Source organism: Saccharopolyspora sp. NPDC047091 (assembly GCF_040643635.1).
Classification (GTDB): Bacteria; Actinomycetota; Actinomycetes; order Mycobacteriales; family Pseudonocardiaceae; genus Saccharopolyspora_C.
Window position 1 is genome coordinate 22755 of record NZ_JBEYUS010000067.1, and the last position, 14633, is coordinate 37387.

Below are 14633 nucleotides of genomic sequence, written 5' to 3' on the forward strand. Positions count from 1 at the left end.
GTTCAGCCTTCCGTTGGGGGACGCAGGTGTGCCGCGATGCGCACGAGGCTGTCGGCCTCGCCGAAACTGCCGGGTCTGGTCACCACGGACGTGCCGCCGGAGGTGCGGCTGTGCACGGCGCCGTGGTGGATCTGGGTGAGCGGGGTCAGCGCGCGCACGTCGAGGGCGTCGAGCACGCGACGCGCCGTCTCGCCGCCGGTGAGCACCAGGTCCACCGGCCGGTCCGCACCGCGCACCACGCGTCGGGCGGTGTCGGCGAGGCGCCGCACCAGCGCTCGGGAGCGGGCCGGGTCGACGCCGTCGGCGGCGTCCGCGGTGAGCACCACCGGTGCCCGCCGCAGCGCCGCGGTGATCGGGGCGAGGTCGGGGTCGGCGGTGAGCAGCGCGGTCACTTCCAGCGGGAAGTGCCGGGCCCCGGTGCCCGCGAGGTGCCGCACCTGCTCCCGGGCGGTGCGCTCGGCGGTGCCGACCACGACGAGCAGGCCGTGCGCGCGATCCGTTCCGGGGGTTTCCGGCGCTGTTGGTTCGAGGACCGTTGGTTCGAGGGCTGGCGGTTCGGGCGCCGGCGGTTCGGGGGTGGCGCGGTGCGCCAGGGCCCGGCCGAGCGCGGCGGCGAGCCCGCCGGAACCGGCGAGCCGAACCTCGGGCCCGGCGCGCAGCGCGGCCGCGGCCACGGCGTCGAGGTCGGCGTCGGTCTCCGCGTCGCAGACCGGGATCTCGCCCGCGTCGAGCCCCGCGCGCAGCGCCTCGTCGAGCCCGCGGGAGCGCACCGCCGCCAGCGGGACGACCCGGCACGGCAGCGGGTCGAGCAGCGCGGCGAGGGTCGCGGGCGCCGCGGTGGTCTCGGCGCGCCAGGAGTCGCCGCGGTGCAGCGGAACGCCGTCCAGCCGAGGGATGCCGTCGCGGACCGTGCGCCCGCCGGAGGGCAGCGCGGGGGCGAGCACCACCGGCCCGGCTGCGGCGACGGTGGCGGCCACGTTGCCGCGCAGCAGCGAATCGACCTTGAGGAAGGTGCGCGCGGAACGCGCACCGGGCGCGCGCAGCGCTCGGCGCACCGCGCCGGCGGCCGCCTCGGCGGGCGCGTGCCGCGAGTCGAGGTCGAGCACCACCAGAGCGGCTTCTTGCGCGATGTGCGCATCCCCGGTCGGCGCGCTGGAGTCCGCGGAACCGGTGCCCGCCAGCCGCAGCTCGCCGGTGCCGAACGCGGGGAGCAGGGCCGCGGCGGTCTCGGCCGCGCCGGAGAGGTCGTCCGCGAGCGCGTGCACGTGGAGTCCGGAAATGACCTCGTGCCGGGCTTTCTCGCCCACGTCGGTCCCCTTTCCCGGCTGTTCCGGCCGCTGTTCGTGCGTGCTGCTTCCACCGCGGTGCCGGACGGTGTCCACCTGGAGCGCTCCGGGTGGTCCGGTGCGGCGGCCGCACCGGCGTCTGCGTGAATCACGCTACGACAGTTGCGCACAACGCGCAATCGTGTCAGAGTGCCCCGCACAACACCGGCGACGGCCGAGCCCGGCCGGTGCAGTGCGAGGAAAGGTCAACGATGACCCCGTCGAACAACCCGCGGCCGGATCGGTGGGCCTTGTCCCGCCGCGCCCTGCTGCGAGCGGGGCTGCGGGCCGGGGCCGCCGCGGGCGGCCTGGCCGCGTTAGGCCCGCTCGGCGCCTGCGCCGGGCCCACCGGGAGCCCCGGGCCGGACACCCTCGTGCTGGCCCTGAACCGCTCGCTGGTCTCGCTGGACAACAAGCTCAACCAGTTCGAGGCCGCCGTCACCGTGCAGCGCGCCGTGCGCCAGGCCCTGACCACCATCGGGCCCGGCCTCACCCCGCGGCTCGTGCTCGCCGACCGGTTCGAGCTCACCGCGCCCACCGAGTGGACCGTGCGGCTGCGCGCCGGGGTGCGCTACTCCGACGGCACCCCGGTCACCGTGCGGGACGTCGCCGTCGCGCTGCGGATGTACCAGGGCGTCAGCGGTTCGTTCCTCGCCACGTTCTTCCCGGAATGGCCCGAAGTCGTGCCCCTGGACGCGCGGACCTTCCTGCTGCGCACCAGGAATCCGGCGCCCACGCTGGACTACCTGATGGCCAACATCCTCATCACCCCCGCCGCCGCGAACCGGCCGGAAGAGCTGCAGGACGGGGTCGGCAGCGGGCCGTACGTGGTCACCGCGGCGAACCGGGGGACCGGTGACTACGAGCTCGCCGCCAACTCCGCCTACTGGGGGCCGCGCCCGCGCACCGCGCGCGTCGAAGTGCGCTTCCTGCCGGAGGAGTCGAACCGGGTCGTCGCGCTGCGCAGCGGCGAGGTCGACGTGATCGACACGATCTCCCCGGACTCCGCCGACCAGCTGCGCGGGGTGCCGCAGGTGCGGATGCAGACCACCGAAGGCACCCGGATCAACCAGCTGTTCTACAACTTCCGCAAACCCGCCGGGCACCCGCTGGCCGATCCGCGGGTGCGGCGGGCGCTGACGTTCGCCATCGACGGCCGGACCCTCATCGACGACGTGCTCACCGGGTCCGTCACCCCCGCCACCGGGCCGGTGCCGAGCACGCTGGCCGGGGCGGTGCGCACCGGCGAGTACGTGCACGACCCGCGGCGGGCCAGGGAACTGCTCGCCGCCGCCGGAGTCCGCGAAGGTGACCTGGCGCTGCGGATCATCTGGGAGTCCGGCGAGTTCGCCAACGACACCACCGTGATGGAAGCCGTGCTGCAGATGCTCGGCGAGGTCGGCGTGCGCGTCGAGCTCCAGCAGTTCGAACCCGGTGGCGACATCGCGCAGTGGCGGCAGGGCCGCGGTGGGGACTGGGACGTCATCGGCAACGGGCTGAGCACCCCGACCGCGCTCGCCGTCTCCGCACTGCAGGGCATGTACGGCGGTACCCCCGAGGACGAGAAGACCCGCGACACCTACCAGGGTTACGTGTTCCCCGACGTGGCCGCGCTCATCGAACGCGCCACGTCCGAAGTGGACGGATCCGCGCGGCAGGGCCTGCTGGCGCGGGCGCAGCAAGCCGTCTGGGACACCTGGCCGTGCCTGTGGGCGTTCGTGCCGCGCGTCGTGCTCGCCCAGCGGCAGCGGGTGTCCGGGCTGCGGCTGGAACCGACGAACTCCTACGACCTGGCCGCCGCGGGGGTGAGTGCGCCGTGACCGGCTACCTGCTGCGCCGCGTCGGGCAGAGCGCGCTGACCGTGTTCCTCACCGTCTCCACCGTGTTCGTGCTGATCCGCCTCGCACCCGGCGACCCGGCCGCCTCCTACGCGGGACCGATGGCGAGCCCTGCCGAGCTGGCCGCGGTCCGCGACCGGTTCGGCCTCGACGACCCGCTTCCCCAGCAGTACCTGGTGTTCCTGCGCGGGCTGCTCAACGGTGACCTCGGCACGTCCTACTCGTTCCAGGCACCCGCGTTCGACGTGGTGCTCGGACGGGTGCCGTACACGGTGACGTTGGCGCTCTCGGCGATCCTGGTGACGATGCTGGTCGCGGTGCCGCTGGGCACCTGGATGGCCCGGCACGCCGACTCGGCCCGCGAAGTCGGGGCGAACGTGCTGAGCATCGCCGGGCAGTCCATGCCCGACTTCTGGAGCGGCATCATGCTGCTCACCGCGTTCGCGGTGGTGCTGCCGGTGCTGCCCGCCTCCGGGTTCGCCACCTGGTCGGGCCTGGTGCTGCCGACGCTGACCGTGGCGGCGCTGCAGATCGCGCTGATCTCCCGGCTGGTGCGCCGCGAGATGGCCGCGAACCTCGCCGCGCCGTACCTGACCGCCGCCCGTTCGCGCGGTGTCCCGGAACGGGCGCTGGTGTGGCGCTACGCGATGGCGAACTCCGCGATCCCGGTGCTCACCGCGCTCGGCACCCGCTTCGCGGCGATGCTCAACGGCGTCGTCGTGGTGGAGGTCGTGTTCGCCTGGCCCGGTGTGGGATCGCTGGTGGTGCGGGCGCTGGAGACCCGGGACTACCCGCTGATCCAGGCGACGGTGCTGGTCACCTCGGCGCTGGCGATCCTGGTGCAGCTGGTGATCGACCTGGCCTACCCGCTGCTGGACCCGCGGGTGCGACTCGGAAAGGCGGCCGCCCGATGACCGAGGCCGGAACCGCGCGCCCCAGCCGCGTCACCCCGCGGCAGCTCGGCCGCGCCACCGCCACCCGCCGGGCTCGCGCGGCCGCGGTGAAGCTGTGGGTCGGCGCCGGGTGCGCGCTGCTCGTGGTGGTGCCGGTGGCGCTGGCCGGAGTGTTGCCGATCCCCGGAGCCAACGAGCAGCACCTCGACCGGCGCCGGCTGCCGCCGCTGGTGGACGGCCACCTGTTCGGCACGGACCAGCTCGGCCGCGACCTGCTGGCGCGGGTGCTGCACGGCGGGCAGGTGTCGCTGCTGATCGGGGTGCTGGCGGTCGTGGTGTCCGGGCTGATCGGCGTCGTGCTCGGCTCGCTTGCCGGGTTCCTCGGCGGCTGGGTGGACGCGCTGGTGTCCCGCGCGCTGGAGGCGCAGCTGGCCCTGCCGCTGCTGATGATGCTGCTGCTGGTGGTGGCGCTGTTCGGCCCGTCGGTGCCGGTGATCACGTTCGTGATCGCCATCGCGCAGTGGCCCGAGGTGGCCCGGCTGGTGCGGTCGCTGGTCGTGGTGGAGCGGGAGAAGCCCTACGTGCAGGCCGGGCGGGTGCTCGGGCTCAGCAGGCCCGCGGTGCTGCTGCGGCACGTGGTGCCGAACGTGGTGGGGCAGGCGACGCTGGTGGTCCTGCTGCTGCTCGCGCAGGCGGTGCTGCTGGAGAGCGCGCTGAGCTACCTCGGTGCCGGGCCGCAGCGGCCGTTCGCGACCTGGGGCCGGATCATCTCCGACGGCCAGGACTACATCACCACCTCCTGGTGGATGGTGACGTTGCCGGGGCTGGTGATCGTGCTGCTGGTGGTCGGGGTGAACCTGCTCGGCGACGGGTTGCGGGACCGGTCCCCGAAGGTGCGCGGGGAGGCAGGGGCATGACCGAGCTGCTCGACGTCGAGGACCTCCAGATCGAACTGATCACGTCGCGCGGCGTGGTGCGCGCCGTGGACGGGGTGTCGTTCGGGCTGGCCGCGGGGGAGACGGTGACGCTCATCGGCGAATCCGGGTCCGGCAAGTCCACCACCGCGATGGGCCTGCTGCGGCTGCTGCCGCCGGGCCTGGCGGTGCTGTCCGGGCGGGCCCGGCTGCTGGGCCACGACGTGATCGCCGACGCGGGCGCGGGCGCCCGGCTGCGCGGGCGGGGCGTATCGCTGATCCCGCAGGACCCGATGACCGCGCTGAGCCCGGTGCACACCATCGGTTCCCAGCTGCGCGAAGCGGTCCGCCGCGGCGGCACCTCCCGGTCGGCGGCGGGGGAGCGGGCCGCCGACCTGCTGCGGCAGGTGCGCATCCCCGAGCCCGCGCGGCAGCTGCGCAAGTACCCGCACCAGCTCTCCGGCGGCATGCTGCAGCGGGTGCTGATCGCCATCGCCCTCGCCGGGGAACCGCGGCTGCTCGTCGCCGACGAACCGACCAGCGCCCTCGACGTGACCGTGCAGGCCGGGGTGCTGGACCTGCTGCTGGAGATCCAGGAGCGCACCGGAGCGGGCATCCTCATGATCACCCACGACCTGGGCGTGGCACGGCTGGTCTCGGACCGGGTGCACGTGATGCGCGGCGGCCGGTTCGCCGAGAGCGGGGACGTGGAACGCGTCGTCGACGACCCCGCCGAGGACTACACCCGGCGGCTGCTGGCCGCGGTGCCGCGGCTCGGACCCTGGGACGGAGGCACCCGATGAGCGACACCGGACGGCCGCTGCTGGAGGTGCGCGACCTCGTCGTGGAGTTCCCCGCGCCCGGCGGCGCCTTCCGCGCCGTGGACGGCGTGGACTTCGACGTGCACCGCGGCCACACCCTCGGGATCGTCGGCGAATCCGGGTGCGGCAAGTCCACCATCGCCCGCGCCCTGGTGCGGCTGAGCACCCCGACGGCCGGGCGGATCGTGCTGGACGGCACCGACATCGCGCGGCTCGGGGAACGCAGGCTGCGGCCGCTGCGGCCCCGCATCCAGCTGGTGTTCCAGGACCCGTACGGGTCGCTGGACCCGCACCTGACCGCCGCCGAGATCGTCGCCGAACCGCTGCGGCTGCGCGGCGTGCGCTCGAAGGCGGAGCGGCGCAGGCTCGCCGCCGAGCTGATCGACCAGGTGGAGCTGCCGTCCACCGCGCTGCACCGCCGTCCCGCCGAGTTCTCCGGCGGGCAGCGCCAGCGCATCGGCATCGCCCGAGCGCTCGCCAGCAGGCCCGAAGTGCTCGTGTGCGACGAGGCGACCAGCGCGCTCGACGTCTCGGTGCAGGCGCAGGTGCTGGCCCTGCTGCGGGAGCTGCAGCGCGAGCACGGGCTCACCTACCTGTTCATCTCGCACAACCTCGGCGTGGTGCGCGAGATCAGCGACGAACTGCTGGTGCTGCGCGGCGGCCGCGTCGTCGAACGCGGACCGGTCGAGCGGGTCCTCGCCGCACCCCGGCACCCCTACACCCGCGCGCTGCGCGGCGCCGCCCTCGACCCCGCGGCCGTGCGGGGGCGCAAACCGCGCCACCTGCTCGCCGCGGCCGCACCCGCACCCGATGAAGGAGCGTCCGCATGACCGACCGTCCCGTGGCCCTGCCCGGTGTCCGCACCCCGCTGTCGAGGCTGGTGCTGGGCACCATGACCTTCGGCGACACCGTGGACGCGGACGGCGCGGCGCGGATGCTGGACGCCGCGCTGGAGGCCGGGATCACCGGGGTGGACACCGCGAACGGCTACGCGGGCGGCGCCACCGAGGAGATCTTGCGCGAGCTGCTGCCCGGGCGCCGCGACCGCATCGTGCTCGCCACCAAGGCGGGCATGCCGCACCCCGACGCCGGGGAGCATTCGCCGCTGTCGGCGGCCGGGCTGCGCGCGAGCGTCGAGGGCAGCCTGCGGCGGCTCGGCGTGGACCGGATCGACCTGTTCTACCTGCACCAGCCGGACCGGGCCGCGCCGCTCACCGAGACCCTCGGCACCGTCGCCGAGCTCGTCGCCGAAGGCAAGATCGACTCGCTGGGGGTGTCGAACTACGCGGCCTGGCAGATCGCGGAGGTCGACCACGTCGCCGACCAGGTCGGCGCGCCCCGGCCCGCGGTCGCCCAGCAGCTGTACAACCTGCTCGCCCGCCGCATCGAAGCCGAGTACGCCGAGTTCGCCGAGACCACCGGGCTGCACACCGTGGTCTACAACCCGCTCGGCGGCGGGCTGCTCACCGGCAGGCACCGCTTCGACCAGGACCCGGCGGGCGGCCGGTTCGGCGATTCGCGGCTCGCCGAGATGTACCGGAAGCGCTACTGGGACGCCGCCCTGTTCGAGGCGGTGGACCGGCTCGCCGCCATCGCCGACGGCGCGGGGCTGGCGCTGACCGAGCTGTCGCTGCGCTGGCTGCTCGGCAGGCCCGCCACCGGGGCGCTGCTGCTCGGCGGTTCCCGCGTCGAGCACCTCCAGGCCAACATCGCCGCCGCCGAAGCCGGGCCGCTGCCCGCCGACGTCGTCGCGGCCTGCGACGAGGTCGGTGCCGCCCTGAACGGCCCGATGCCCGCCTACAACCGCTGAATGTCCCCACACCGCAAGGAGAACGTTCGCATGGTCGCCGCCGAGTTCGCGAAGAAGCTGCGCAACCGGGAGAAGGTCGTCGGCTACTGGGCGGTGCTGGACGCGCCCATCGCCACCGAGCGCATCGCGCGCCTCGGCTACGACTACGTCGCCATCGACGGCCAGCACGGCCTGGTCGGCTACTCGGGCATCCTCAACGGGATGCTGGCCATCGACGCCGGTGGTCGCTCCGCCGGGCTGGTGCGGGTCGAGGCCAACGACCTCACCGCGATCGGCCGGTCGCTGGACGCCGGTGCCGCCGGGGTCATCGTGCCGCTCGTCGACGACGCTGCGGACGCGGCGAAGGCCGTGCACGCCACCCGGTACCCGCCGCACGGCGGCCGCTCCTACGGGCCGATGCGGTCCGGGCTGCGCATCGGCCCGAAGCCCGCCGAAGCCGACGCGGCCACCGTGGTCCTCGCCATGATCGAGACGCCGCAGGGGCTGGCGAACGTCGAGGAGATCTGCGCGACGCCCGGGCTGGACGGCGTCTACGTCGGGCCGTCCGACCTGTGCCTGGCCGTGGGCGGGGCGTTCCCCGGCGATCCGGCGGTCGCCGACGCCTTCGAGGACGCCGTCACCGCGGTGCGCGAGGCCGCCGCGAAGGCCGGGATCGCCGCGGGCATCCACACCCCGAACGGGGAGACCGCGGCGCGCCGCCTCGCCGAGGGCTACACCTTCGCCAGCGTCGCCTCCGACGTGGTGCACCTGGAGCAGATCGCCGCCGCGCACCTGAAGGCGGCCACCGAATGAGCGCGCCGCGGGAGGAGTTCCTGCCCGCACCGGACGTCCAGTCGCACGCCGCGAACCTGCTGCCGCTGCCGAGCGGCGAGCTCGCCTGCGCCTGGTTCTCCGGCACGCAGGAAGGTCTCTCCGACATCGACGTGTGGTTCTCCCGGCACGACGGCACCGCCTGGTCCGAGCCGCTGCGGATCTCCGCCGACCCGGAGCGCTCCGAGCAGAACCCGGTGCTGTTCCAGGCTCCCGGCGGGCGGCTGTGGGTGCTCTACACCGCGCAGCGCGCCGGGAACCAGGACACCGCCGAGGTGCGGGTGCGCACCTCCGGTGACGGCGGCCGCAGCTGGGACGCGGCCCGCACCCTCATCCCGGCGTCCCCGGACGGCGGCGTGTTCGTGCGCCAGCCGGTCGTGGTGCTGGACTCGGGCCGCTGGCTGCTGCCGGTGTTCCGCTGCCCGCGCCCGGAAACCGGGCGGTGGCGAGGAGACCACGACACCAGCGCCGTGCTCGCCTCGGACGACGGCGGACGCAGCTGGCAGGCGCACGAGGTGCCCGGCAGCACCGGCTGCGTGCACATGAACGTGCTCGCCCCGCCCGGCGGTGAGCTGGTGGCGCTGTTCCGCCGCCGCCAGGCCGACTTCGTGCACTTGAGCCGCTCCACCGACGGGATCACCTGGAGCGAGCCGGAACCCACGGAGCTGCCGAACAACAACTCCTCGATCCAGGCGGCGGTGCTCGACGACGGGGCGATCGCGCTGGTGCACAACGCCAGCAGCGCCGCGGACGCCACCGAACGCCGCGAATCGCTCTACGACGAGATCGACGACGGCGCGGCTGAGTCCACATCGGACGGACCGGGCCCGGCGTTCTGGGGCGCGCCGCGCGCACCGCTGACGCTGGCGGTGTCCACCGACGGCGGGCGCAGCTGGCCGGTGCGCCGCGACGTCGAGACCGGCGACGGCCACTGCCTCACCAACAACTCCCGGGACGGCCTCAACCGGGAGCTGTCCTACCCGTCCATCGCGCAGACCGCCGACGGCGCCCTGCACCTCGCGTACACCTACCACCGCCGGGTCATCAAGCACGTCGTCGTGGACCGGGCCTGGGCAGCAGCGGAGCCGACATGCCACGCGTCCTGATCAGCACCCCCACCTTCGGCCGGTTCTCCGCGCGGCCGCGGGAGATCCTAGAGACCGCCGCCGACGTGCACCGCCCGCAACCGGACCGCGCGCTGCGGCACGAGGAGCTGCTCGCGCACGTCCCGGACGCCGACGGGCTCATCGTCGGCATGGACGACATCACCGCCGACGTGCTCGACGCCGCGCCGCGGCTGCGGGTCGTCGCCAAGCACGGCGTCGGCGTCGACACCATCGACGTCGCCGCCGCCAGGGAACGCGGCGTGCGGGTCGTGTACGCGCCCGGCAGCAACTCGCGGGCCGTCGCCGAGCTCGCCTTCGGCCTGATGCTCGCCGCCGCGCGCGGCATCGGCCGCTCGCACGCCGAGGTCATCGGCGGCGGCTGGCCGAAGCCGTTCGGTCCGGAACTCGCCGGGCGCACCCTCGGCATCCTCGGGTTCGGCCGGATCGGGCGGCTGCTCGGCGGCTACGCCACCGCGTTCGGGATGGACGTGCTCGCCCACGACCCCCACCTGCCCGCCGAGGTGTTCGCCGAACACGGCGTCCGCTCCGCCGGATTCGCCGACTGCCTCACCGGATCGGACTTCGTCAGCCTGCACCTGCCCGGCGACCCGGGTGCGGCGCCGCTGCTGGACCGGGCCGCGCTGGAATCGATGCGGCCCGGTTCGATCCTCGTCAACACCGCCCGCGGCGGGCTCGTCGACGAGCCCGCGCTCGCCGACCTGCTGCACTCCGGGCACCTCGGCGGCGCCGGAGTGGACGCGTTCTCGGTGGAACCGCCCGCGGGCAACCCGCTGCTGACGGCGCCGAACGCGGTGCTCACCTCGCACCTCGGCGCGTGCAGCCACGAAGCGAACCGGCAGATGGGCCGGATGGTCGCCGAGGACGTGGTGCGGGTGCTCACCGGCGCCGACCCGGTGCACGAAGCCTCCTGAGCCCGACCACCCCGGCACCGCCGCCGGAGGAGAGGAGCCCACCGCCATGGCAGAGCAGACGGCCGCATCCCCGGCCGCCGCCGACCCGTACGCGTTGTCCCCCGACGACGTGCGCGAAGCCCCCACCACCTTCCGCGGCCGGGTGCGCCACCTCGGGCCGGGCCTGGTGCTCTCCGCCGCCGTCGTCGGCTCCGGCGAGCTGATCGTCACCACCTCGCTCGGCGCCCGCGCCGGGTTCGTGCTGCTCTGGCTCGTGATCATCAGCGCGGCGGTGAAGGTGTGGGTGCAGATGGAACTGGCCCGCTGGACCATCCTCACCGGCAAGACCGCGCTGCGCGGCTACGGCCAGGTCGGCCCGAAGATCGGCCGCGTCGGCTGGATCAACTGGCTGTGGATCGGCATGGACTTCACCAAGATGCTGCAGCGCGGCGGCATCATCGGCGGCACCGCGGCCGCCTGCTCCATCCTGTGGCCGATCACCGGGGAGGCGCTGGGCTTCCCGTCGCTGCTGGTGTGGACGGTGCTGATCACCGCGGGTCTGGTGCTGCTGCTGCGCGGCGGCCGCTACAGCGTCGTCGAGCGCACCGCCGTCGCCTCCGTCGTCGTGTTCACCGTCGCCACCGTGTCGCTCGCGCTGGGCCTGCCGCTGACCCCGTTCGGCTACGCGCCCGCAGACCTCGGCGCCGGGCTCGGCTTCCTCATCCCGGCCGGGACCGTCGGCATCGCGGTGTCCATGTTCGGGCTCACCGGCGTCGGCGCCGACGAGATGACCACCTACACCTACTGGTGCCTGGAGAAGGGCTACGCGCGCTGGACCGGGCCGGACGACGGCACCGAGCAGCGGGCCCGCCGGGCCGAGGGCTGGCTCGCGGTGATGCGGCTGGACGTGCTGGTGTCCTGGGTGGTGTGCACCGTGTGCACGCTGTCGTTCTACGTCATCGGCGCGGCCGTGCTGCACCCGCAGGGCCTGGTGCCCAGCGGCAACGACATGATCACCACGCTGTCCCGGATCTACACCGACGTGCTCGGGCCGTGGGCGGAGTACCTGTTCCTGTTCGGCGCGATCGCCGTGCTCGGCTCCACCGCCATCGGGTCCTCGGCGAGCGTGCCGCGGTTGTGGACCAACACGCTCGGCCTGCTCGGCGTCATCGACTGGCACGACGTCCGGGCCCGGCAGCGCACCGTGCGGTTGCTCACCACCCTGTTCCCGCCGCTGTGGGCCGTGCTGTTCCTGTTCGCGCAGGAACCCGTGCTGATGGTGCAGATCGGCGGCATCGGCAGCGGGATCTTCCTGCTCGCCGTCGTCGTCGCGGTGTGGCACTTGCGCAGCACCGAAGTGGACCGGAGGTTCCGGGCCGGCCGCTGGACGACCGCCGCGCTGGTGCTCAGCAGCGCCGCGATCACCGTGCTCTGCGTGTACACGGTGCTGGAGGTGTTCGGCATCGGCTTCGGTGGTTGAGCCGCCGCGGAGTCTTGGATCTAGGCCGTTCGGTGGTGTTGACTGTGCGGAGCCGACCGGCGGAAGGACCGCGTTGTTCACCACCCGACCGACCCTGCAGGGCACGTACGGCATGGCGTCCTCGACGCACTGGCTGGCGTCCGCGGCGGCGATGGCGGTGCTGGAGGACGACGGCAACGCCTTCGACGCGGCGGTCGCGGCCGGATTCGTCCTGCACGTCGTCGAACCGCACCTGAACGGGCCCGCCGGTGAAGTGCCCATCATCTTCGCCCCGGCCGGGCGGGAACCGGTGGTGCTGTGCGGGCAGGGCCCCGCGCCGGCCGGTGCGACCGTGGCGCACTACCGGGACCTGGGGCTGGAGCTGGTACCGGGCACCGGTCCGCTGGCGGCCGCGGTGCCGGGCGCGTTCGACGCGTGGCTGCTGCTGCTGCGCGACCACGGCACCAAGGAACTCGCCGACGTGCTCGACCACGCCATCGGCTACGCCGAGAACGGGCATCCGGCCGTCGAGCGCATCGGGCGGACCGTGCGCACCGTGCAGGACCTGTTCCGCGCCGAGTGGCCGAGCTCCGCCGAGCTGTACCTGCCCGGGGGCAGCCCGCCCGCGCCGGGCGCGCTGCTGCGCAACCCCGCGCTCGCCCGCACCTGGCGCCGGGTGCTGACCGAGGCCACCGGGCCGAGCCGGGAAGCGCGGATCGACGCCGCTCGCCGGGTGTGGCGCGAGGGCTTCATCGCCGAGGAGCTCGCCGCGGCCGCCGCCCGGTCCACGATGGACAGTTCGGGGGAGCGGCGCGCGGGCACCCTCACCGGCGAGGACCTCGCCCGGTTCAGCGCCACCTACGAAGAACCCGCGAGCTACGAGTGGAACGGCTGGACGGTGTGCAAGGCCGGGCTGTGGAGCCAGGGCCCGGTGCTGCTGCAGCAGCTCGCGCTGCTGCCCGACTCGCTCGACCTCGACGCCGCCGACTACTTGCACACCCTCGTCGAAGGCACCAAGCTCGCGATGGCCGACCGGGAGGCCTGGTACGGCGACGGCACCGACGTCACCGTCGCCGAACTGCTCGACCCCGGCTACAACGAGCAGCGCCGCGCGCTCATCGGCGACCGCGCCTCGCGCGAACTGCGCCCCGGCAGCCCCGGCGGCCGCACGCCCCGGCTCAGCGCGCACGCGCAGCGGGTGCAGGACGGCCCGCTCGACCTCGTCGCCCCCGCCGGTGCCGGTGAACCCACGGTGGCCCGCGACGGCGAGACCCGCGGCGACACCTGCCACCTCGACGTGGTGGACCGCTGGGGCAACATGATCGCCGCGACGCCCAGCGGTGGCTGGCTGCACTCGAATCCGGTGATCGGCTCGCTCGGCTTCCCGCTCGGCACCCGGTTGCAGATGGCGTGGCTCGAACCCGGCCTGCCGAACTCGCTGGCCCCCGGCAGGCGGCCGCGCACCACGCTCACCCCGTCGCTGGCGCTGCGCGGCGGGGAGGCGGTGCTCGCGTTCGGCACGCCCGGCGGTGACCAGCAGGACCAGTGGAGCACGCACTTCTTCCTGGCGGTGGCGCTGCGCGAACCGGTCCGCGGCGGCTGGGACCTGCAGGGCGCCATCGACGCGCCGAACTGGCACACCGAGAGCTTCCCCGGCTCCTTCTACCCGCGGGCGATGCGGCCCGGTTCGGTCACCGTCGAATCCCGCGTCGGCTACTCGGTGATCGCCGACCTGCGCCGCCGCGGGCACGACGTCACCGTCGGGGAGCCGTGGTCGGAGGGCAGGCTCAGCGCGGTCGCCCGCGACCCGGAGACCGGGGTGCTCTCCGCGGCGGCCAACCCGCGCGGCATGCAGGGGTACGCGGTAGGCCGATGACTGCGGAGCGTGGCCGATGTGGTCACGAACGCAATCCCATGCCTCCGAATGGAGCATTGTTCGCTCCACGTTCGGGGGACAGTATGGGAGCCTCAACGGCTCTTGCTCGATCCCGAAGGACGCCCCGCTGTGCCCCAGCCCACCGCCGTGCGCGGTCTGCGTCGCATCGAACTGGTCACCACCGACCCGGAAGGCGCGGCGCTGTTCCACCAGGACCTGCTGGGCTGGCGGGTGTGGGACTCGATCGCGGGTGGATTCGAGTGCTGGGTGGGGCAGCGGCACTGCGCCTCGCTGCGGCCCGCCACGCACGGTGTGCGCCCCGGCTGGTACGTGGTGTTCGCCGGCGCGCGGCACGACGGCGACCTCGTCGGGCCCGAGGAGGTGACCGCGCGGATGGTCCGCGGGCGCGCGCAGCACGGCCCGTGGGCTCCCGCGCCGCGACGGGGCGAACCGTGCTGGGTGGACCTGCACAGCGCCGAACAGCAGCGGTCCGACGAGTTCTGGGCGTCGACGCTCGGCTGGTCCGTCGACGGCGACCGCTACCTCACCGGGGGCCGCCCGCTGGCGGCGCGCTCCGCCGATCGGCTGGACGGGCGCTGGGGCTGGGTGTGCCACTTCGCCACCGAGGACGTGCGGGAGGCCGCGGACCGCGCCGTCGAGAGCGGCGGCCGCGTCGTCACCGAACTCCGCCACCGGGTCCTCGGCGAGGTGGTGGTGATCGCCGACTCGCGCGGCGCGGTCCTCGGCCTCACCGCGGACACCGGAGCCTGGGGCGGCTAGGAGCTGTTTAGGAATTGGTTTTGGTGAGGTCGTGGAGCCAGATGTTGATGGTGGCGATGTGCACGGTGGCTTCGTAGCGGACGGCGAGTT

The 14633-nt window shown here is 74.2% G+C and carries 13 protein-coding genes; 12 read left to right on the forward strand and 1 reads right to left on the reverse strand.

Translation table 11 applies throughout. The features are described from left to right. Window positions 1-2: 2 nt before the first annotated feature. Window positions 3-1307, reverse strand: coding sequence for a four-carbon acid sugar kinase family protein (locus ABZ805_RS23595; protein ID WP_358444153.1), 1305 nt, complete (start codon window positions 1305-1307; stop codon window positions 3-5). 230 nt (window positions 1308-1537) lie between these two features. Between ABZ805_RS23595 and ABZ805_RS23600 the strand changes: the two genes are divergently transcribed. From ABZ805_RS23600 to ABZ805_RS23655, 12 genes are all read left to right on the forward strand, one after another. After that, window positions 1538-3145, forward strand: a complete 1608-nt coding sequence (locus ABZ805_RS23600; protein ID WP_358444156.1) for an ABC transporter substrate-binding protein — start codon at window positions 1538-1540, stop codon at window positions 3143-3145. Continuing rightward, window positions 3142-4077: an ABC transporter permease gene (locus ABZ805_RS23605; protein WP_358444159.1), complete on the forward strand. Its 936-nt coding sequence runs from the start codon at window positions 3142-3144 to the stop codon at window positions 4075-4077. The genes ABZ805_RS23600 and ABZ805_RS23605 overlap by 4 nt, the downstream gene beginning before the upstream one ends. Beyond that, on the forward strand, window positions 4074-4973 hold the full coding sequence (locus ABZ805_RS23610; protein WP_358444162.1) for an ABC transporter permease: 900 nt from the start codon (window positions 4074-4076) through the stop codon (window positions 4971-4973). Before ABZ805_RS23605 ends, ABZ805_RS23610 begins: the two co-directional genes overlap by 4 nt. Continuing rightward, on the forward strand, window positions 4970-5773 hold the full coding sequence (locus ABZ805_RS23615; RefSeq protein WP_358444166.1) for an ABC transporter ATP-binding protein: 804 nt from the start codon (window positions 4970-4972) through the stop codon (window positions 5771-5773). The genes ABZ805_RS23610 and ABZ805_RS23615 overlap by 4 nt, the downstream gene beginning before the upstream one ends. Beyond that, window positions 5770-6621 carry an ABC transporter ATP-binding protein gene (locus ABZ805_RS23620; protein WP_358444169.1) on the forward strand — a complete coding sequence of 284 codons (852 nt, stop codon included), beginning with the start codon at window positions 5770-5772 and terminating at the stop codon, window positions 6619-6621. The genes ABZ805_RS23615 and ABZ805_RS23620 overlap by 4 nt, the downstream gene beginning before the upstream one ends. Next, the gene (locus ABZ805_RS23625; protein WP_358444172.1) at window positions 6618-7601 is read left to right on the forward strand and encodes an aldo/keto reductase; all 984 of its coding nucleotides are present in this window, start codon (window positions 6618-6620) and stop codon (window positions 7599-7601) included. The genes ABZ805_RS23620 and ABZ805_RS23625 overlap by 4 nt, the downstream gene beginning before the upstream one ends. Beyond that, complete coding sequence (locus ABZ805_RS23630; RefSeq protein ID WP_358444175.1) at window positions 7602-8393, forward strand: aldolase/citrate lyase family protein; 792 nt, start codon at window positions 7602-7604, stop codon at window positions 8391-8393. Further along, window positions 8390-9517 (forward strand): exo-alpha-sialidase, encoded by a 1128-nt coding sequence (locus ABZ805_RS23635; RefSeq protein WP_358444178.1) that lies wholly within the window; start codon window positions 8390-8392, stop codon window positions 9515-9517. Before ABZ805_RS23630 ends, ABZ805_RS23635 begins: the two co-directional genes overlap by 4 nt. Next, on the forward strand, window positions 9502-10449 hold the full coding sequence (locus tag ABZ805_RS23640) for a phosphoglycerate dehydrogenase (protein WP_358444181.1): 948 nt from the start codon (window positions 9502-9504) through the stop codon (window positions 10447-10449). The genes ABZ805_RS23635 and ABZ805_RS23640 overlap by 16 nt, the downstream gene beginning before the upstream one ends. Before the next feature lie 46 nt (window positions 10450-10495). Then, window positions 10496-11908, forward strand: a complete 1413-nt coding sequence (locus ABZ805_RS23645; RefSeq protein ID WP_358444184.1) for an Nramp family divalent metal transporter — start codon at window positions 10496-10498, stop codon at window positions 11906-11908. Between the two features lie 73 nt (window positions 11909-11981). Continuing rightward, on the forward strand, window positions 11982-13763 hold the full coding sequence (locus tag ABZ805_RS23650; RefSeq protein WP_358444187.1) for a gamma-glutamyltransferase: 1782 nt from the start codon (window positions 11982-11984) through the stop codon (window positions 13761-13763). Between the two features lie 129 nt (window positions 13764-13892). Beyond that, window positions 13893-14543, forward strand: coding sequence for a VOC family protein (locus tag ABZ805_RS23655; RefSeq protein WP_358444190.1), 651 nt, complete (start codon window positions 13893-13895; stop codon window positions 14541-14543). Window positions 14544-14633: the final 90 nt, after the last annotated feature.